The 18,248-nt window shown below is 71.3% G+C and carries 21 protein-coding genes, 1 tRNA gene and 1 pseudogene; 6 read left to right on the top strand and 17 right to left on the bottom strand.

Annotated elements, in window-relative coordinates:
- Position 1 precedes the first annotated feature (1 nt).
- The 3 genes from A0130_06525 to A0130_06515 all read right to left on the bottom strand — a co-directional run bounded on the left by A0130_06525 (position 2) and on the right by A0130_06515 (position 2,767).
- A complete protein-coding gene (locus tag A0130_06525) occupies positions 2–292 on the bottom strand; it encodes a hypothetical protein (protein ANF31365.1) in 291 nt (96 codons plus the stop codon).
- Entirely contained in the window at positions 292–1,593 is a 1,302-nt protein-coding gene (locus A0130_06520; GenBank protein ID ANF31364.1) for a lipopolysaccharide kinase, read from the bottom strand. The genes A0130_06525 and A0130_06520 overlap by 1 nt, the downstream gene beginning before the upstream one ends.
- Positions 1,594–1,672: 79 nt before the next feature.
- Positions 1,673–2,767 carry a sugar ABC transporter ATP-binding protein gene (locus A0130_06515; protein ID ANF31363.1) on the bottom strand — a complete coding sequence of 365 codons (1,095 nt, stop codon included), beginning with the start codon at positions 2,765–2,767 and terminating at the stop codon, positions 1,673–1,675.
- 266 nt (positions 2,768–3,033) lie between these two features.
- Here A0130_06515 and A0130_06510 point away from each other — a divergent pair, with 266 nt between their 5' ends.
- A complete protein-coding gene (locus A0130_06510; GenBank protein ANF31362.1) occupies positions 3,034–3,951 on the top strand; it encodes a hypothetical protein in 918 nt (305 codons plus the stop codon).
- A gap of 45 nt (positions 3,952–3,996) precedes the next feature.
- Positions 3,997–4,072, top strand: a tRNA-Thr gene (locus A0130_06505).
- Between the two features lie 4 nt (positions 4,073–4,076).
- Here A0130_06505 and A0130_06500 read toward each other — a convergent pair.
- The 3 genes and pseudogenes from A0130_06500 to A0130_06490 all read right to left on the bottom strand — a co-directional run bounded on the left by A0130_06500 (position 4,077) and on the right by A0130_06490 (position 5,373).
- Positions 4,077–4,442, bottom strand: a pseudogene (locus A0130_06500) (hypothetical protein).
- A gap of 143 nt (positions 4,443–4,585) precedes the next feature.
- Positions 4,586–4,864, bottom strand: a complete 279-nt coding sequence (locus A0130_06495; GenBank protein ID ANF31361.1) for a hypothetical protein — start codon at positions 4,862–4,864, stop codon at positions 4,586–4,588.
- A 29-nt stretch (positions 4,865–4,893) separates the two neighbouring features.
- Positions 4,894–5,373, bottom strand: a complete 480-nt coding sequence (locus tag A0130_06490) for a hypothetical protein (GenBank protein ID ANF31360.1) — start codon at positions 5,371–5,373, stop codon at positions 4,894–4,896.
- A 95-nt stretch (positions 5,374–5,468) separates the two neighbouring features.
- On the opposite strand from A0130_06490, the gene A0130_06485 reads away from it, so the two are divergent.
- Positions 5,469–6,062 carry a hypothetical protein gene (locus A0130_06485; GenBank protein ID ANF31359.1) on the top strand — a complete coding sequence of 198 codons (594 nt, stop codon included), beginning with the start codon at positions 5,469–5,471 and terminating at the stop codon, positions 6,060–6,062.
- Here the strand turns inward: A0130_06485 and A0130_06480 are convergent.
- The 3 genes from A0130_06480 to A0130_06470 are packed head-to-tail and all read right to left on the bottom strand — an operon-like array spanning position 6,059 to position 8,367.
- A complete protein-coding gene (locus A0130_06480; GenBank protein ANF31358.1) occupies positions 6,059–6,454 on the bottom strand; it encodes a hypothetical protein in 396 nt (131 codons plus the stop codon). The two genes, A0130_06485 and A0130_06480, sit on opposite strands and share 4 nt — an antisense overlap.
- Positions 6,455–6,475: 21 nt before the next feature.
- Positions 6,476–8,026, bottom strand: a complete 1,551-nt coding sequence (locus A0130_06475) for a carboxylesterase (protein ANF31357.1) — start codon at positions 8,024–8,026, stop codon at positions 6,476–6,478.
- Positions 8,023–8,367 carry a hypothetical protein gene (locus A0130_06470; protein ID ANF31356.1) on the bottom strand — a complete coding sequence of 115 codons (345 nt, stop codon included), beginning with the start codon at positions 8,365–8,367 and terminating at the stop codon, positions 8,023–8,025. Before A0130_06470 ends, A0130_06475 begins: the two co-directional genes overlap by 4 nt.
- A gap of 147 nt (positions 8,368–8,514) precedes the next feature.
- Between A0130_06470 and A0130_06465 the strand changes: the two genes are divergently transcribed.
- Positions 8,515–9,465 carry an NADPH-dependent ferric siderophore reductase gene (locus A0130_06465; protein ANF31355.1) on the top strand — a complete coding sequence of 317 codons (951 nt, stop codon included), beginning with the start codon at positions 8,515–8,517 and terminating at the stop codon, positions 9,463–9,465.
- A 3-nt stretch (positions 9,466–9,468) separates the two neighbouring features.
- Here A0130_06465 and A0130_06460 read toward each other — a convergent pair whose 3' ends face one another.
- Positions 9,469–10,203: a S26 family signal peptidase gene (locus tag A0130_06460; GenBank protein ANF31354.1), complete on the bottom strand. Its 735-nt coding sequence runs from the start codon at positions 10,201–10,203 to the stop codon at positions 9,469–9,471.
- A gap of 529 nt (positions 10,204–10,732) precedes the next feature.
- On the opposite strand from A0130_06460, the gene A0130_06455 reads away from it, so the two are divergent.
- Together A0130_06455 and A0130_06450 are read left to right on the top strand one after the other, a co-directional pair.
- Positions 10,733–11,728: a hypothetical protein gene (locus tag A0130_06455; GenBank protein ANF33324.1), complete on the top strand. Its 996-nt coding sequence runs from the start codon at positions 10,733–10,735 to the stop codon at positions 11,726–11,728.
- Positions 11,729–11,782: 54 nt separating this feature from the next.
- Entirely contained in the window at positions 11,783–13,120 is a 1,338-nt protein-coding gene (locus tag A0130_06450) for a hypothetical protein (protein ID ANF31353.1), read from the top strand.
- Positions 13,121–13,262: 142 nt separating this feature from the next.
- On the opposite strand, the gene A0130_06445 is transcribed toward A0130_06450, so the two are convergent.
- Genes A0130_06445 through A0130_06415 form a run of 7 tightly spaced genes read right to left on the bottom strand, consistent with a single transcriptional unit; the run spans position 13,263 to position 18,208 of the window.
- On the bottom strand, positions 13,263–14,033 hold the full coding sequence (locus A0130_06445) for a crotonase (GenBank protein ID ANF31352.1): 771 nt from the start codon (positions 14,031–14,033) through the stop codon (positions 13,263–13,265).
- 8 nt (positions 14,034–14,041) lie between these two features.
- Positions 14,042–15,148 (bottom strand): phenylacetic acid degradation protein, encoded by a 1,107-nt coding sequence (locus tag A0130_06440; protein ID ANF31351.1) that lies wholly within the window; start codon positions 15,146–15,148, stop codon positions 14,042–14,044.
- A 2-nt stretch (positions 15,149–15,150) separates the two neighbouring features.
- Positions 15,151–15,639 (bottom strand): phenylacetate-CoA oxygenase subunit PaaJ, encoded by a 489-nt coding sequence (locus tag A0130_06435; GenBank protein ID ANF33322.1) that lies wholly within the window; start codon positions 15,637–15,639, stop codon positions 15,151–15,153.
- Positions 15,636–16,424 carry a phenylacetate-CoA oxygenase gene (locus A0130_06430; GenBank protein ANF33323.1) on the bottom strand — a complete coding sequence of 263 codons (789 nt, stop codon included), beginning with the start codon at positions 16,422–16,424 and terminating at the stop codon, positions 15,636–15,638. Before A0130_06430 ends, A0130_06435 begins: the two co-directional genes overlap by 4 nt.
- A 26-nt stretch (positions 16,425–16,450) precedes the next feature.
- Positions 16,451–16,738 (bottom strand): phenylacetate-CoA oxygenase subunit PaaB, encoded by a 288-nt coding sequence (locus A0130_06425; GenBank protein ANF31350.1) that lies wholly within the window; start codon positions 16,736–16,738, stop codon positions 16,451–16,453.
- Positions 16,735–17,715 carry a phenylacetate-CoA oxygenase subunit PaaA gene (locus A0130_06420; protein ANF31349.1) on the bottom strand — a complete coding sequence of 327 codons (981 nt, stop codon included), beginning with the start codon at positions 17,713–17,715 and terminating at the stop codon, positions 16,735–16,737. Before A0130_06420 ends, A0130_06425 begins: the two co-directional genes overlap by 4 nt.
- A gap of 40 nt (positions 17,716–17,755) precedes the next feature.
- A complete protein-coding gene (locus tag A0130_06415) occupies positions 17,756–18,208 on the bottom strand; it encodes a hypothetical protein (protein ANF31348.1) in 453 nt (150 codons plus the stop codon).
- Between the last annotated feature and the right edge of the window lie 40 nt (positions 18,209–18,248).

Raw genomic sequence — 18,248 nt, 5'->3', positions numbered from 1 at the left:
CTCAGCTCGAGAGGGAGCCGGTCGCGTAGCCGTTCGTCAGGACGGCGATCAACATCACCAGCCAGATGACGAAGAACAGCGCGAAGAACCCGATCCCGGCGTAGCCGAGCACCAGGCCGGCGATCGCGAGGCCGCGGCCGCCCTCGCCGGTGCGCTTGATCTGCGCAAGCGCGATGTGGCCGCAGACGACCGCCGCGATGCTCATCATGAACGCCGCGACGAACGAGATGATCGCGAGCACGTTCGTGCGTGGGGCGGGCGGAGCGTACGGGTACGGGTTCACGTCCGTCATCAGACCTTCGACCTCCAGTCGTCCTCGTCCTCGTCGTCCTCCGCATCCGCGCCGCTCAGCACCGGGATGCTGATCGTCTCGGTCGGCGGTGCGATCACCGTCGCCTCGTCACGGCGGTGGCGCAGGATGTCGTTGATGTACGAGGTCAGCGCCTCGGCGAGGGGAACATCCCGCCCCTCCTTCTGCGACATGAACCAGCGGTGCTCCAGCAGCTGGTGGAACACCTCCGCCGGTTCGAGCTTGCCCTTGAGGTCAGCCGGGATGGAGCGGATGACCGGCTCGAACACGCGCATGAGCCACTCGTGCGCCATCGCCTCCTCGTCGAGCCCCTCCTTGCCGAGCGTGGCGGCGTAGGAATCGAGGTCGTTCAGCAGGCGGCGCGCCTGGTTCTCGCCGGTGTCGAGGCCCGTCAGGCGCAGCAGGCGGCGCTGGTGGTGTCCAGCGTCCACGACCTTCGGCTGGATGCGCACCTTGGTGCCCTCCTCCGAGGTCTTGATCGCCAGCTCCTCGATGTCGAACCCGAGCTCGTTGAGGCGTTCGACGCGCTCGCTGATGCGCCAGCGCTCGGAGGACGAGAACGACTCGCTGCCGGTCAGCTCCTTCCAGAGCGAGCGGTAAGCGGCGACGATGCCGTCGGAAAGGCGGATCGGGTCGAGCTCCTCGTCGACGCGGCCGCCGGCCTCCAGGTCCATCAGCTCGCCGGCGATGTTGACGCGGGCGATCTCGAGGTCGTTCTCGCGCTGGCCGTTCGAGAGGCCGCCCTCGTAGAGCTGGCCGGTCTCGGCGTCCACCAGGTAGGCGGCGAACGCGCCGGCGTCGCGGCGGAACAGCGTGTTGGACAGCGACACGTCTCCCCAGAAGAAGCCGACGATGTGGAGGCGCACCAGCAGCACCGCGAGCGCATCCACCAGGCGGGTGGCCGTGTCCGGGCGCAGCGTCTGCGAGAACAGGGCGCGGTAGGGGAGGGAGAACTTGAGGTGCCGGGTGACCAAGGCGGCGTTCAGCGGCGTGCCGTCGTCGTCGGTGCGGTTCTTGATCACCGCCACCGGGTCGACGCAGGGTACGTCGAGCCGCTGCAGCGTCCGCAGCATGTCGTACTCGCGCTGCGCCATCTCGGCCGTCGTCTCCTTGATGGCGATGACGTAGCCGGACATGTTCGCGAAGCGAACGAGGTGGCGGCTGATGCCCTTCGGGAGCAGCGCGATGTGCTGATTCGACCAGTCCTCGAGCGGGACGCCCCACGGAAGGTCGAGCAGCGCCGGGTCGACGGTCGCTGCGGTGATGTTGACGGATCCGGCCACGGTGGTCCTCCGGTCGGTTTAAGCACTCTGCCGCAGCCCGAACCGGACTGCGGCAGAGTGAGGATTCGCTCCTGGAACTTTAGTCGACGACCGCGCCGCCCAGGCGCTCGCCCGTCTCCGAGTTGAAGACGTGGACGTGGCCCGGCTTCGGCGTGATGTACACGGTGTCTCCCGCGTTCGGGTGAACACGGCCGTCCACGCGGCCGACGATGTCGGTGCGCTTGCCCTCGACCTCGGAGTGGCCGTACAGGTAACCGTCCGCGCCGAGCTCCTCGACGAGGTCGACGGTCACCTTCAGGCCGCTGCCCTCGGTGCTGGACACGACGACGTCCTCCGGGCGGACGCCGATGGTGACCGACTGCCCGGCGCCGGCGAGCGTGTCGCGCTCGACCGGAACGACCGCGTTGCCGAACTTGATGCCGCCGTCGGTGACGTCGGCCGTGAACAGGTTCATGGCCGGGCTGCCGATGAAGCCGGCGACGAACACGTTGTTCGGCTGCGCGTACAGGTCGCGCGGGGTGCCGACCTGCTGCAGCACGCCGTCCTTGAGGACCGCGATGCGGTCGCCCATGGTCAGCGCCTCGGTCTGGTCGTGCGTGACGTAGACGGTGGTGACGCCGAGGCGTCGGGTCAGCGAGGCGATCTGGGTACGGGTCTGGACGCGGAGCTTGGCGTCGAGGTTCGACAGCGGCTCGTCCATGAGGAACACCTGGGGGGAGCGGACGATCGCGCGGCCCATGGCGACGCGCTGACGCTGACCACCGGAGAGCGCCTTCGGCTTGCGGCCGAGGTACGGCTCGAGGTCGAGCAGCTTGGCGGCCTCGAGGACGCGCTGAGCGCGCTCCTCCTTGCCGACGCCCGCGATCTTCAGAGCGAAGCCCATGTTCTCGGCAACGGTCATGTGCGGGTACAGCGCGTAGTTCTGGAACACCATCGCGATGTCGCGGTCCTTCGGCGGCACGTCGGTGACGTTGCGCTCGCCGATGAAGATGTTGCCGTCGTTGACCTCTTCGAGGCCCGCGAGCATGCGGAGCGAGGTGGACTTTCCACAACCCGAGGGGCCGACGAGGACGAGGAACTCGCCGTCTGCGATCTCGAGGTCGAGGGCGTCTACTGCGGGGCGGTTGGAACCCGGGTAGAGCCGGGTCGCCTTGTCATAGGTGACTGTCGCCATTTTCTTTCTGTCTCCTTCACCGGCAGGTACGTGCCGGACGATCCGTTGTGAATGGATGAACGCGTGGCGTCGACGTCCGATGGCATCGGTGCCACGTGGCCATAATATGACATCGGAGGGGGTGCTCCGGACCGCGGGCGTCCAGGGACCGTCTGGTCGATTCCCAGACAGCCGGAATACGCTGTCCCGGTTGTGTGCGCCGGAGTGCGCCACCCGCCGCGTCCCCCGCGCGGCCGTCCGACCCCCGAGAGCAGCATCCGGAAGATATGAGTCCTGAGACGAATCCCGACGACAGCCGTTCCGGCGACGTCCGCGCCGCCGCGCGCGAGAAGGCGCGACAGCTGCGCACCTCCCACCAGCGCAAGGAGCGCCGCCGTCGCCTGCTGATCGGCGGAGGAATCACGGTCGGCGTGATCGCCGTGCTCGCCATCGTGGCCGTCGTGCTCGTCTCGGCCATCCGCCCGGCGGTGCCGGGCCCGAAGAACATGGCCAGCGACGGCGTCGTGGTGGGCTCGGGTCTCAAAGTCAAGACCACGACCGCCCTCGCCCCCGACGCGCAGCCCGTCGCGAACACGCCCGACCCCAAGGCGAGCACGGTCGACATCCGGATCTACGCCGACTACCTGTGCAAGCTGTGCGGCGACTTCCAGCGCACCAACCTCGACCAGCTCGAGCCGCTGGTGAAGGACGGCGCGGTCACGGTCGAGATGCACCCGGTCGCGATCTACACCAGCCACTCGGCAGGCACGAAGTACTCGCTGCGCGCCGCGAACGCGGCGGCCTGCGTGGCCAACTACTCGCCGAACGCGTTCTGGAAGTTCAACGCCTCCCTGTTCGAGAAGCAGCCCGCCGAGGGCGGCCCCGGCCTCACCGACGAGACGCTGAAGCAGCGCGCCGCCGCGTCCGGCGCGGGCAAGGCGAGCGAGATCGACTCGTGCATCGACGACGGCCGCTTCAAGAGCTGGGTGACCACTGCAAGCGACCGCGCCCTCAGCGGCCCCATCCCGAACTCGGACGTCTCCAAGATGACGAACGCGCTGCTCGTGCTCGTCAACGGCAAGCCATACACCGGCTCCCTGACGAACGCGGACGACTTCAAGGCGTTCGTCCTCCAGGCCCAGGGCGACCAGTACACGTCGACCGCGACGCCGACTCCGACGCCGACCACCACGCCCACCAAGTAGGGCGACCTCCGACCCCGTAGGATTGGGGCGGCGGGTGACCGCCGTGCCGGCTTAGCTCAGTTGGTAGAGCACTCGCCTTGTAAGCGAGCGGTCGCGGGTTCGAGTCCCGCAGCCGGCTCCGTGCGGAGCAGTAACCGGTCGAGAACCTCGCGGGGCGAGATGCCGCCCCGGACCGCCTCCTCCCACACCCGCTCGTAGGCGGTGCTGCTCACCTCGAGCGTGCGAGAGGCGCGTGGACGCTGTTGCCGCGGCGATGCGGGCTCGGCGACGAGCCGCAGCAGGCGCGGGCCGAGCAGGAAGGCGACGTTGTCCGCCGGCGCGATGCCGTAGCCGCCGTCGCGCAGCGAGACGATCAGCTCGCCGGTCATCGTGGCCCGCCGCACCTCGGAGGTCGGCATCCCGGTCAACCGGCCGAACTCGTCGAGGGACATCAGGTCGGGCAGCTTGGCGATGTACTCGGCGGCGACGGCGTGGCGGAGCCGCACCCACACGGCATCGCTCTGGGCAGGTGCGTGGGCGTGCGCGGCGGCGGTCTGCGGTGTCTTGCGGTCTGGCATCTCGTTCCCCGGATTCGTCGGTCTCACCTGTAGAGACGAGGGATGCCGTCCGCCGTGACGCGGCTCGGAGCGCACTGTCAGGCGCGGGATTCCCACTGCTGCAGCAGGCGGACGAAGTCGCCGGGGTCGACGGAGATCGTGCCCGCGTAGGGGTGGTCCATGTCGGCGGTCACGAACATCACGAGGCCGATGAACACGGCGAGCAGTCCGGCCATCAGCAGGTGCAGCCGCACGTTCGCGACGTCGATGCAGGCGATGAAGATCGCGTTGATGATCGCGCCGACCCAGATGACCGCCCAGAAGAGCGGCGGCAGCTGCAGTGTGGTGGCGTCGATCCGGGCTCGTCGCGCCTCCACGAAGCTGTCGAAGGTCGCGAGCAGCTGGGTCAGCTGCGCCTGCTCGCGCCCGTCGGAGGGGAGAACGACGAGATGCGCTTCTCCAGCTCGTCCACGTCGCGGGTGCTCGAGTTCGGGAGCTCACCGCGCTGCTGCTGCGGCCAGTCGCCGTCGATGACGGTGCGGACGTAGCCCTTGAGGTCGTTCTGCAGTTCCGTGCTCAGCGGCTCGGGGAGGGAGGCGACGTTGCGGTAGAGGGCGCTCAGCTGCGAGGACTCCTCCAGCGCCGCGGAGTGCGTGTCCGAGTAGTCGGTGTACACGGAGACGGCCACGAGGCCGAGCAGGATGCCGAAGAAGACGCCGAAGGTGCCGACGACGTAGCCGAGCACCCGATCCCACTCCGCGGCCTTCGCCGCCTGCCGTCGCACGAAGGGCCGCAGCAGCAGCACGATCCCGCACGAACCGGCGACGAACAGCAGGACGAACGCGGGCAGTGCGATGACGTCGGGCGTCTCGTAGAACCAGTTCACGCCTCGCTCCTCCCCGGCGCAGTGCGGACGACGTCATCCTAGGGGCAGCGAGGCCGGGGGTGGACCTGGGGGTCCAGCGGGGGCTGAATGGAGTCATGGCGTCCGACCCCGTCCTCCTGTTCCTCCACGGCCGCTACGGCGTGCGCGACGACCTCGGCTGGATCGCGGAGCACGTGCCCTCCCCCTGGCGGACGGTGCTCCTCCAGGGGCCGGTGCCGCTCGGCGACCGCTTCGAGTGGTTCCCCGTCGCGGACGACGGCGCCCGGGGTGCGAGCTCGAGCGATGCGGCGCCCGCCGCCGACGGCCTCCTCGCGTGGATCGACGAGAACGCCGGCGATGCCGTGGTCGGGGCGATCGGCTGGTCGCAGGGCGGCGCGACCGCGCTGCAGGCGCTGCGGCGCGCGCCGGGCCGGTTGGCGTTCGTGGTGACGCCGGGCGGCTTCACGACGATCGACGGCGAGCGCGGGGATGCGGAGCTCGCCGAACGCCGGCCGCCCGTGCTCTGGGGCCACGGGGCGAAGGACGACGCGATCACCCTCGACGACATCGCGAGGATGCGCGAGTTCCTCCCCGGTCACTCCACGCTCACCGAGCGGGTCTACCCGGACGCCGGCCACGACCTGACACCGGCGATGGCGGAGGACGCCCTGCGCTTCGTGGTCGCGCACACCCCCGCGGGGCAGGGCTAGGCCGGCTCGCCCGCGTCGTTCCGGCGGCGCAGCTCCTGCTCGAGCTCGCGGATGCGCTGGTCGCGCTCGGCCTGCTCGATCTCGCGTTCGAGCGCCGCGAGCTGTGCCTCCGTGCTGAGCGGTTCGGTGCCCCGGCGCGCGCTGTACTCGACCGGCGATGCCGTGGTCGAGGGGCGGCCGACGGTCGGCATTCGCAGCGTGCGGCGGTGCGTCGACGGCTCGTACTCGCGTCCGACGGCGAACCACAGGATGCTGCCGACGAGCGGCAGGAGGATCACGATGAACACCCAGGCGACCTTCGGCAGGTGCTTCACCTGGTCCTGACGCCGCAGGATGATGTCGACGAGCGCGAACACGAACAGCGCGAAAACGATCAGCGGCAGCAGCACCATACCGGTGAGTCTAGGGGGCGCTCAGCTGAAGGATAGTACCTGTTCTCCCCAGCCGGCGCGGAGCGCGGAATCGAGGTCGGGGACGAGACGATCCTCGCGTCCGATCAGGAGTGTGAAGCGGGCTGAGGCGTCATAGGGGCGCCAGTCCCGACCGGGCGCCCCGCCGTGGGCGAAGGCGGCCCAGCGTGCGCGGACACGGGCTGAGACCTCGTCCGCCGCGCGCCGATCGCCGAGCAGGAAGGACGGGTCGTGCGGCACGCCCCCGAACTCACCCCAGACGTACGGGAGGTCGGTGGCGTGCGCTGCGCCGATTCCGGACATCCGGAGCAGCCGGGGCGCGAAGTCGAAGCGGTAGAGGTAGGTGGGCGCGACGGAGCTGTGACCGGCCGCGAGCCAGAGCGCGGGCATCCGGAAGGCGATATCGGTCGCCACCCGCTCGCCCCGCGACAGCGAGCTGCCCGAGTAGACGGCGCGAACGCGGCCGGGCGGAGGGAGGCGCACGCCGTCCGGACCGCTGCGGGCCTGCTCCTGCTGCATGGCGGCGAACATCCGCTCGAGCGCCGGCCGGCGGATCGGCAGGAGCGGAGAGCGCATGAGGCGGAACAGCGTCGCCTCGTCGCGATTCGTGCCGACGATGAGCGGCACCGCGAAGCCGCGTCCTTCGCTGAGGACGCGGAGGGGCGGCTCGGGAAGGACATCGTCCCCGATGCCCGGGGCGAAGGCGAGGGTGCCGGGATGCTCGCGCGGGATCTCCGTGTGCACGGCCGCCGCCGCATCCACAATCGCCTCGACGGGTGCCTCACGGAGCGCCTCCGCGTCGTCCGGGTCGATGCCGAGGCGGTCGACGAAGCGACGGGTCACGACCGCCGACCGCTCCGGACCGTACATCGACCCGGCGGGAGGGCTCTGCGCGATCGCCCGGTGGAACAGCCCCGCGGCCGCTGGCGCGGCGAGCAACGCGACCACGAGGCCGGCGCCCGCGCTCTGACCGAACACCGTCACGGAGTCTGGATCGCCTCCGAACGCCGCGATGTTGTCCTGCACCCACTGCAGCGCGAGCAGCACGTCGCGCAGCGCCCGATTCGTCTCGGCGCCGGGGACTCCTGCGGCGAAAAGATCCAGGAAGCCGAGGGCGCCGAGCCGGTAGTTGAGGGTCACGATCACGACGTCGCCGTCCACCGCGAGCGTGTCGCCGTGGTAGACCAACTGGCTGGAGGAACCCATCGCGTAGGCGCCGCCGTGCAGCCAGACCATCACAGGTCGCGCTCGACCGTCCTCCCGCTCCGCCGAAGGGCGGACGACGTTGAGGAACAGGCAGTCCTCGTCCATCCGCGCCCCGCCGGGTTCGCCCGGCGCGAGCGGAACGGACGAGTTGGGCCGTTGCGGCGCGGCCGGGCCGAACCGCTCGGCGTCGGCGACGCCCGGCCACGGCGCGGCCGGCACCGGCGCCCGCCACCGTCGCGGACCGGTCGGCGGCTCGGCGTAGCGGACGCCGCGCCAGGTCGCGACGCGGCCGTCGTCGCGGCCGCGGACAGCGCCCGCGGTCGTGACGACGACCGGCCGTTCGTTCACGCCGAGGCTTCCTCGTCCCATTCCATGAACGGTCGCAGCTCCAGCTGCCCGTTGCGGGCCATCGGGTGCCGGGACGCGATCTCGACCGCCTCGTCCAGGCTGTCGACCTCGAGGATGTCGAACCCGCAGATCCACTCCTTGGTCTCGGCGTAGGGGCCGTCGGTGACGTACCGCTTCCCGTCGCGGACGCGCACCACGCGCGCCTCGGTGGGGGCTTGCAGAACCTCTCCGATGATGCGCTTGCCCGTGCTGTCCAGCTCGTCCACCCACACGTTCACGTCGGACTCATCCGACTCCGTGTCCCGGTCGCTGTCGGTGATCACGAACATCATGTACTTCATCGTTCTTCTTCCTCTCGATCGCGAACGCTTCACCGGGTCGTCGAACGGGATGTCCGCATCTCGACATTCTGGACCGCGAGGCCGTTCGCCGCGAGACTCAGCGGATCGTCAGGAGAGCGTCGAGCGGCTTAGGGTAGCCTTACCTGTGTGACCATCCTCGCCCCGACCCGTACCGAGCGCCCGCGCCCCGCGTACCGGCCGTACCGGGCGACGGTGGTCGAGGTCCGCCGGCTGAGCCCGCACTTCACCCGCGTGAGCTTCCACTGCGGCGACTTCGAGCACTTCGGCACGGAGTGCCTCGACCAGCGCATCAAGCTGCTCTTCCCCCTGGCCGACGGAAGCTTCTCGGACCTCGGGTTCGGCGACGAGGAATCCCACTACGCGGGCGACTGGTACGAGCGCTGGCGGGGGCTGCCCGAGCACCGGCGCAACCCGTTCCGTACCTACACGGTGCGCGCGATCGACACCGACCGCTGCCGTCTCGACATCGACTTCGTCAGCCACGGCGACGGCGGTCCGGCCGCGCGCTGGCTGCTGGGTGTTCGTCCGGGTTCCGAGCTGGTCGTCATCGGGCCGGATGCGCGGAGCCCGCACCGCGGCGTCGGGATCGACTGGCGGCCGGGCGATGCGCGCGAACTGCTTCTCGTCGGCGACGAGACCGCGGCGCCCGCCATCGCGTCCATCCTCGAGGCGCTGCCCGAAGGGCGCCGCGCCCGCGCCTTCGTCGAGGTGCCGACGGGCGACGACGCGCTCGCGCTCGACCTGCCGGCGCACGCGGAGGTGACCTGGCTCCCCCGCGGCGAGAACGCGGTCACCGGAGCGGCTCTCGTCCCCGCCGTGCAGGGCTGGCTCGCGGCGAACCCGCGGATCGTCGCCCGCGCCGCCGCTCGCGGCGCACAGCCGCTGGACGAGGTGGATGTGGACCGCGACATCCTCTGGGAGAGCCCGGAGGGCGCGCATCCGGGCTTCTACGCCTGGATCGCCGGAGAGTCGGCGGCCGTGAAGACGCTACGGCGGCTGCTCGTCCGCGAACACGGCATCGACCGCTCCCGCGTCGCGTTCATGGGCTACTGGCGGCGCGGGCGTTCGGAGAACTGAGGACTACTGGTCCTCTCGCTCGACCCCGCGGAACGTGTCCGGGTAGTCGTCGAGCCACGACCAGTGGCTGACCGGCCAGCTGATCACGAACGCCTTGCCGACCACATCCGACAGCGGGACGAAGCCTTTGCCCGGATCGTCCATGTGGTACCGGGAGTCGGCCGAGTTGTAGCGGTTGTCGCCCATCACCCAGACCATGTCCTTCGGCACCGTGACGTCGAACGACTTCTCGGAGACAGCCTGCACGCCGGCCGGGAGCAGCACGTACGGCTCCTTCAGTGGAACGCCGTTGACGCTCATCTGGCCGAGGGCGTTGCAGCAGGAGATGTGGTCGCCCGGCAGGCCGATCAGGCGCTTCACCAGGTGCTGATCCGAGTCGGACGCGCCCAGGCCGACGAAGTCGAGCACGGCGCCGACGCCCTGCTGGAACGCGTTGCCGGTGGGCGGCGGAGCCGGGGGCAGCCAGCCGCCCGGATCCTTGAACACGACCACGTCGCCGTGCTGCAGCGGGAAGACCTTGGGCTGCAGCTCGTTGACGATGATCCGATCGTTGATCTGCAGCGTGTTCTCCATCGACCCGGAGGGGATGTAGAAGGAGCGAGCAACGAAGGTCTTGATCAGGAACGAGACCAGGACTGCGACGACGAAGATGACCACCACATCCCGCAGCAGGGTCTTCCAGCTGGACGCGCGCTTGGCGGTGCGGCGCGGGCGCGCGGTGGCGGTACTGTCGGTCACAATCTCTCACCGTAACGTGCCGACCCTGTGAGCCGCATCACACCTCGTTCGGGTGGCTTGCTCCCGCTGGGGGGAGGTGAGAACATCTCACTACGGGCCGCGGCACGTGCCGCCGGCCCGCTTCCATCATGCGGAGTCCGTTCGAGGTGCCCAGGGGGATGACGCGGTCGGGGAGGCCGCGTCTGATCCACGCGTGCGCGGTGCTCGCCCTGGTGGCGGGTGGTCTCCTTGCAGCACCGACGGCGGCGTCGGCGGACGAGTGCACGGCGGACTGCGCGCCGGGGGCGACGAGCACGCCGACGCCGACACCGAGTGGAACGCCGACGCCGGACCCGACCCCGTCCCCGGACCCGACGCCGGATCCCACGCCGACGCCCGATCCGACGCCCACCCCCACGCCGACACCGACACCCACTCCGACACCGACGCCCACGCCGACCCCCACACCATCGCCGACCACCTCCACGCCGCCCCGCCCGCCGACACGACGCCGCCCCCGACCGACGACATCACGCTCAGCGCCCCGGACCTGCCGGAGTTCGCCCAGCCCGATCCCGCCGAGCTCCAGCAGGCCGTCGAACTGGCGAGCGACCTCGCCGAAGCGCAGCAGCAGCTGGCCGACGCGACGCAGGAGTCGGACAGCGCCCAGCGCGAGCGCGACCAGGCCCAGGCGGTCGCGGACGCCGTCGAGCAGCGGGCGGATGCTGCGAAGAAGCGGGCGACCGAGGCCGCGGCGTACGCGACGGCGCTGATCCGCGCGTCCGGCACCCACCTGCTGACGCAGGACCCGGTCAGCGCGGCGCTCGAAGGGCCGGGCGACCTGCTCACGAAGCTGGGCGCGGCCGACCGCCTGAAGACGCTCAGCGCCAACCGGGATGCGGCCATCACGGCGGCCACGAAGGAGAAGAAGGCCGCGGACGCGCTGGCCCGGCAGGCGCAGGGCGCCGCCGACGCCGTGACCGCCGTCGACCTCGAGGGCAGCCGGCAGGCCGTGGCCGACGCACAGGCACGGGTGGATGCAGCCTCCGCCGCGCTCGCCGCCGCGCCGACCGTGATCGAGGCCGGCTCGAGCTTCCAGGTGCTCACCTCCGACCCGACGCTCGTCGCGGCCGGCTGGGCGCTTCCGGTGCACGGCACGATCACGGACGTCTTCGGTCCGCGACCGTCGCGTCCGCTCGGCACCGCGCTCTTCCACCCGGGCGACGACCTCGGCGCCCCGTGCGGCACGACGATCTACGCCGCGGCCGCGGGCACCGTCGAGAAGGCGGGGCCGTACAGCGGGTACGGGAACTACATCCTGATCGACCACGGCGGCGGCGTCGAGACCGCCTACGGTCACATCCGCGACGGCGGCATCGGCGTGACGGTGGGGCAGCAGGTGGCCGCGGGCCAGCCGATCGCGCAGGTGGGCTCCACGGGGCTGTCGACCGGATGCCACCTGCACTTCGAGGTGCACGTCGGAGGCCTGCAGATCGACCCGCAGCCCTTCATGGCCGCGCGTGGGATCGCGCTCGGCACCCGCTGAGCATTCGGTGGCAACCCCTGCTCCCAACCGCCCCGGCGGGCGTACGGTTCAGGCATGACCGAACTCATCGAGCTGGTCGGAACGTGGATGCAGCGTCAGCGCTGGTACTCGACCAAGAACGTCCAGCCGCGCCTGCGCCTCCTCGCCTCGTTCGACGCCGAACCCGCGGGGGACGACGCCCGCATCGTCACCCACTTCTTCGCGGACGACGCCCCGCGCACGCCGCGCGTGTACCAGGTGCCCGTCGTCGCACGGGTGGACCGCGACGGCGACGAGGCCGCGTTCATCGGAGAGGCCGGCGGCCGCTATCTGTACGACGGGCCGACGGAGGAGGCGTACGTCGCCTCGCTCGTGGACCTGATGACCGGTGCCGAGCGGTCGGAGGGCCGCGACGCGCACGCGCAGGGCCACACGCTCGGCGAGCGGCTGGCGGTGCGCTCGTCGCGCCGGCTGACGGGGGAGCAGTCCAACACCTCCATCGTCGGCGAGCTGGACGACGGTCGCCCGGCGCTGATCAAGGTGTTCCGCGTGGTGCAGGACGGTGAGAACCCCGACGTCTCCACCCTCGCCGCGCTCACCGCCGGGGGCTCGCGCCGCACCCCGGCGCTGCTCGGCTGGCTGACCGGCTCGTGGCCGACCGCCGATGGCGGCGTCGCCTCGGGCGAGCTGGCGCTGATGCAGGACTTCGTCCCTGGCGCCGAGGACGGCTGGGAGCTCGCGGTCAGCGCGGCCGAGCGCGGGGAGGACTTCACCGAGCGCGCCTACGCCCTCGGGGCGGGGACGGCGGAGCTGCACCGGCTGATGGCGCAGGAGCTGCCGACCAAGCCGGCGTCGCCGGACGACGTGGCTCAGGCGCTCGACGGGATGTTCCGCCGGCTGACCGTGACGACGACGGAGGTATCGGAGGTCGAGGAGCTCCGCGCCGGCATCGCGGCCGTCTACGAGGAGGCCGCCGCGGCTCCGCTCCCGTTGCTGCAGCGCATCCACGGCGACCTGCACCTGGGTCAGGTGCTCTACGCGCCCGAACGCGGCTGGCAGTTCATCGACTTCGAGGGCGAGCCGCTGCGTCCCCTCGCCGAGCGCGCGCTGCCCGACGCAACGATGCGGGATGTCGCCGGGATGCTGCGCTCGTTCGACTACGTCGCCGGCTCCCTCGCCCGTCGCGAGACGCCGGTGGACGCGAGCGGCTGGGCCGCCGACGCCCGCCAGGCGTACCTGGACGGCTACGCCTCGGTCGCGCCCGGCGAGATGGACCACTTCCGCCTGCTGCTCGACGCCTTCGAGCTCGACAAGGCCGTGTACGAGATCGCGTACGAGGCGCGGCACCGCCCCTCGTGGATCCCGATCCCGCTGGCCGCCGTGCAACGCCTGCTGGCGACTCGCGTCTCCTAACGCGCGGGCATTCGTGCCGAATGTGCGCTCTGGCCGCCTCATAGCGCACATTCGGCACGAATCGCGGCTGGGGTGGGCGGTGGAGATTCGGCACGAATGTGCGGTATTGCGGCGCGATAGCGCACATTCGGCACGAATCGCGTCAGGCGCCGGTGAAGCGCGGGGAGCGCTTCTCCTGAAAGGCGCGGAAGCCCTCCCGGTAGTCGGCGGTGTCGCGCAGGGTCGCCTGGGCGGCGTTCTCGGCGGCGACGGACGACCAGAGGTCGAGGGAGCCGTCGCGCAGGCCGGCGACGATGCGCTTGCTCGCGAGGAACGCCTGGGTCGCGCCGGATCCTGCCGCCGCGGCCGCCGCATCCACCTCTTCGCCGAGGGACGCGGCGGGCAGCGCCCGCGAGAACAGTCCGCCCGCCACGGCCTCGCTGCCCGAGAGCAGGCGGCCGGAGTAGATGAGGTCGAGCGCGCGGTGCGGGCCGAGGCGCGACACGAGGAGCCAGTGCCCGCCGGAGTCGAGGGAGGCCCCGAGGGCGGCGAAGGGGGAGCCGATCTTGGCGTCCTCGGCGACGTAGACCACGTCGGTCGCGACGAGGAGGCCGAGGCCGACGCCAAGACTCGCGCCCTGGGCGGCGGCGAAGGTCGGCGCGGGGAAGGCGGCGATGCGCTGCAGCAGCGGAGTGACGAGTCCGTCGAGGTAGCCGGTCACGTCGTCGGTCGCGGGGTCGACGCCCGCGATGTCGCGGCCGGCGCAGAAGGCGCGGCCCTCGCCGCGCAGCACGAGCGCGCGCACCCCCGCGGCCTCCGCGTCGGCATACGCCGCGGTCAGGTCGCGGAGGTCGTCGGGGCCGAGGGCGTTCAGGCGGGAGGGCGCGTTGAGGGTGATCCGTGCGATCCCGTCGGCGATGTCGAGCTCGATCATGGGGCTCCTCAGACGTCGTAGTCGACCACGACGCGGTCGGTCAGCGGATGCGACTGGCAGGTGAGCACGTAGCCGCGCTCCAACTCCTCCGGTTCGAGGGCGTAGTTCTCGGTCATCCGCACGTCGCCGGTGACGAGCCGCGCGCGGCAGGTGCCGCAGACGCCGCCGGTGCAGGCGAACGGCACGTCCGGCCGCACGCGGAGCGCGGCGTTGAGCACGGACTCGTTGGCGTCGACCGGCGTGGTCACGGTCGAGGTGAGTCCGTCGAGCGTGAACTCGATCTCTGCCGTCTTCTCGCCGTCGTGCACCACGACCGGGCGGCCGGAGTCCCCGCGCGGCTCGCCGGGCTCCCCGGTCGTGAACAGCTCGAAGTGGATGCGGTCCCGCTCCACTCCGTAGGTCTCCAGCACGTCGCGGCAGAGCTGCACGAGCTCGAACGGCCCGCACAGGAACCACTCGTCCACGGAGTCCGGCGGGATGAGCGTGTCCAGCATCCGCCGGAACCGCTCCTCGTCGATGCGGCCCGAGAGCAGCGGCGCCGACCGCTGCTCGCGCGAGAGCACGTGGTGCAGCGCGAGGCGGGCGGGGAAGCGGTCCTTCAGGTCGGCCAGCTCCTCCAGGAACATGACGTCGATCGCCGTCCGGTTCGTGTAGACGAGTGTGAACCGGGCGGTCGGCGACCCGGTGAGGATGCTGCCGGCGAGCGCCATGAGCGGCGTGATGCCGGAGCCGGCGGCGACGCCGACGATGTGCCTGCCGTCGAGGCTCGCGGTGTCGACGGTGAAGGTGCCCTGGGGGCTCATCACGTCGATGCGGTCGCCCGGGCGCAGCTCGGTGGTCGCCCAGGTGGAGAAAGCGCCCCCGAGGTCGCGCTTGATGGCGACGCTGATCCGGCCGGGGCGTCCGTCCATCGGCGGCAGCGGCGGGCGGCAGATGGAGTAGCTGCGCCGGAGCTCCCGGCCGCCGACGTGCGCGCGCAGGGCGACGTGCTGACCCGGCAGGTAGTCGTACTCGCCGCGCAGCTCGTCGGGCACGGCGAAGGTGACCTCGACGCTGGCGGAGGTGAGCGGTCGCACCTCGGCGACGGCGAGCTCGTGGAACCGGGCGCGCGCCATCCTCAGAGCGCCTTGAAGTGGTCGAACGGCTCGCCGCACCCGCGGCACACGAACAGCGCCTTGCAGGAGGTGGAGCCGAAGTGCGCGACCTCCCGCGTATCGAGCGAGCCGCAGTGCGGGCACTTCACCGACAGGCGCAGGCTGACCGGACCGGTCGCGGGCGCGGGCGGAGCGATGCCGTACTCCTTCAGCTTGGAACGGCCGACGCCGCTGATCCAGTCGGTGGTCCACGCGGGCGACAGCACGAGGTGGACGCGCACCGCGCCGAAGCCGGCGGCGGACAGGGCGCGCACCACATCCTCGCGGATCGCATCCATCGCCGGGCAGCCGGAGTAGGTGGGGGTGATCACGACGTCGACGCCGTCGTCGGTGACGGTCACCTCGCGCAGCACGCCGAGATCGTCGATGCTCAGGACGGGCACCTCGGGGTCGACGACGGAGGCCGCGGCCGACCAGGCGCGCGCGGCGTCCGCATGATGCGTGCGGCTCACCACGACGCCCCCGGATGCTGACGGGCGAGCACCTGCAGCTCGGCGAGCAGCGGGGCGAGGTACTCGGAGTGCCGCCCGCGCCGGCCGCCGCCCGCGGCGTGGAACGCGTCCGGGAGCTCGAGCTCGGCCTCGGCCAGCACCGGCGCGATGTCCGCGTCGAACGCCTCCCGCAGCGACGAGGGCCGCACGGCGACGCCGTCGAGCGCATCCAGCACCGGCTCGTCGGCGAACAGCTCGTCGACGTACGGCCAGACGTCCTCCAGCGCGCGCAGCGTGCGGCGACGCGACTCGTCGGTGCCGAGCGCGAGGCGCAGCATCCACTGGTCGGCGTGATCGCGGTGGTAGTCGACCTCCTTGACCGCCTTCGCGGCCACCCCGGCGAGCACCGGATCGGCGGAGGCGCGCAGCCGGTCGTACAGCGCGTACAGGTAGTGGGCGGCGGCGAACTGGCGCACGATCGTGTGCGCGAAGTCGCCGTTGGGCTGCTCGAACAGGTGCGCCGAGCGGAAGTCGCCCTCGTCGCGCCAGTAGGCGAGGTCGTCCTCGGTGCGACCCGTCGCGGACCCGGCGTAGCGCAGCAGCGACCGGGCGTGCCCGAGCAGGTCGAGGGCGATGTTCGCGAGCGCGACGTCCTCCTCCAGCTCCGGGGCGCGGGTGATCCACATCCCGAGCCGCTGGGCCAGCACCAGGGAGTCGTCGCCGAGCCACAGGGCGTACTCCGCGACCTCGGGGGAGGGCGGGGTGTCGGAGGCGACGAACTCGTCCGAGAGCGTCACCGCGGACAGCTCGACGTGGCCGTGATCGAGATCGGTCACAGGTGCTTCACCCCCTCGGCGGCGGTGTAGTAGGTGGCGTGCCGGTAGTTCTTGCCGGCGGGCGACGTGAAGAAGGCGCCCTTCGCATCCGGGTCGCTGGCGGTGATGGCGTCGGACGGGACGACCCAGATCGACACGCCCTCGCCACGGCGGGTGTAGAGGTCGCGGGCGTTGCGGACCGCCAGCTCCTCATCGGGCGCGTGGAGGGAGCCGACATGCACGTGGGACAGGCCGCGGGAGGCGCGGACGAAGACCTCCCAGAGCGGCCACTGCTCGGCGGTCATGCGACGGCTCCGGCGGTCTCGGTCTCGGCCTCGCGCCGGGCCGCTTGCTTCGCCGCGTACGCGGCCGCGGCCTCCCGCACCCAGCGTCCCTCCTCGTGCGCCTCCCGGCGGCGCTGCAGGCGCTGCGCGTTGCACGGGCCGCGCCCGGCGATGACCTCCTTCAGCTCGTTCCAGTCGATCGGGCCGAGGTCGTAAGACTGGCGCTCCTCGTTCCAGCGCAGGTCCGGGTCGGGCAGGGTGACGCCGAGCGCCTCCGCCTGCGGCACGAGCATGGCGACGAAGCGTTGCCGGAGCTCGTCGTTGGAGAAGCGCTTGATGTTCCACGCCATCGAGCGGGCGGAGTTGGGGGAGTCGCCGTCCGGCGGCCCGAACATCATCAGCGACGGCCAGTACCAGCGGTTCACCGCATCCTGCGCCATCCGCTGCTGCTCGGGGGTGCCGCGCATGAGCTCGAGCAGGATCTCGAAGCCCTGCCGCTGGTGGAACGACTCCTCCTTGCAGATACGGACCATCGCCCGGCCGTACGGCGCGTACGAGCAGCGGCACAGCGGCACCTGGTTGCAGATCGCCGCCCCGTCCACCAGCCAGCCGATCGCGCCGATGTCGGCCCAGCTGAGGGTGGGGTAGTTGAAGATCGACGAGTACTTCGCCTGCCCGGAGATGAGCTGGTCCATGAGCTCGTCGCGGGTGACGCCGAGCGTCTCAGTGGCGGAGTAGAGGTACAGCCCGTGGCCGGCCTCGTCCTGCACCTTGGCCATGAGGATGGACTTGCGCTTCAGGCTCGGCGCGCGCGTGATCCAGTTGGCCTCCGGCTGCATCCCGATGATCTCGGAGTGCGCGTGCTGCGACATCTGCCGGATGAGGCTGCGCCGGTAGTCGTCGGGCATCCAGTCGCGCGGCTCGATTCGCGAGTCCCTCGCGATGAGCTCGTCGAAGCGCGCCTGCTCGGCGGTCGGTTCCGCGGTGGTGGTCTCCATCGACCTCCCCTTCGCTGATCTTTACTTACTGATCGTTCGTTCAGTATATGCCGCGGAGGGTGCGGCGTGCCAGACTGAACGGGTGACGGACACGGTGGATTCGGACACGCTGCGCCGAGGACGCCCCGGCTACGACCAGCGCGGCATCCTCGAGGTCGCCGTGGCCGCGTTCAATGAGCACGGGTACGACGCGACCTCCATCGGGATGCTCGCCGAGCGGCTGGGGCTCTCGAAGTCGGCGATCTACCACCACGTCGCCTCCAAGGAGGAGCTGCTGCGCCTCGCGCTGGACGAGGCGCTCGACGGGCTCGAGGGCGTGCTGCGCGCGCCAGAGGCGACCGAGGGCCCGGCCGCCGACCGCCTGGCGTACGTGCTGCGGGGCGCCGTGCGCGTGCTCGCCGACCGGCTGCCCTACGTGACCCTGCTGCTGCGGGTCCGCGGGAACACCGAGGTCGAGCGGGCCGCGCTGGAGCGCCGCCGCGCGTTCGACCATGCCGTCGCGGCACTCGTGGCGGAGGCCCGTGCCGAGGGGA

This window comes from Leifsonia xyli (assembly GCA_001647635.1).
GTDB lineage: Bacteria > Actinomycetota > Actinomycetes > Actinomycetales > Microbacteriaceae > Leifsonia > Leifsonia xyli_A.
The sequence above is the reverse complement of the archived record's forward strand: the minus strand, read 5'-3'. Positions and strand labels throughout refer to the sequence as shown.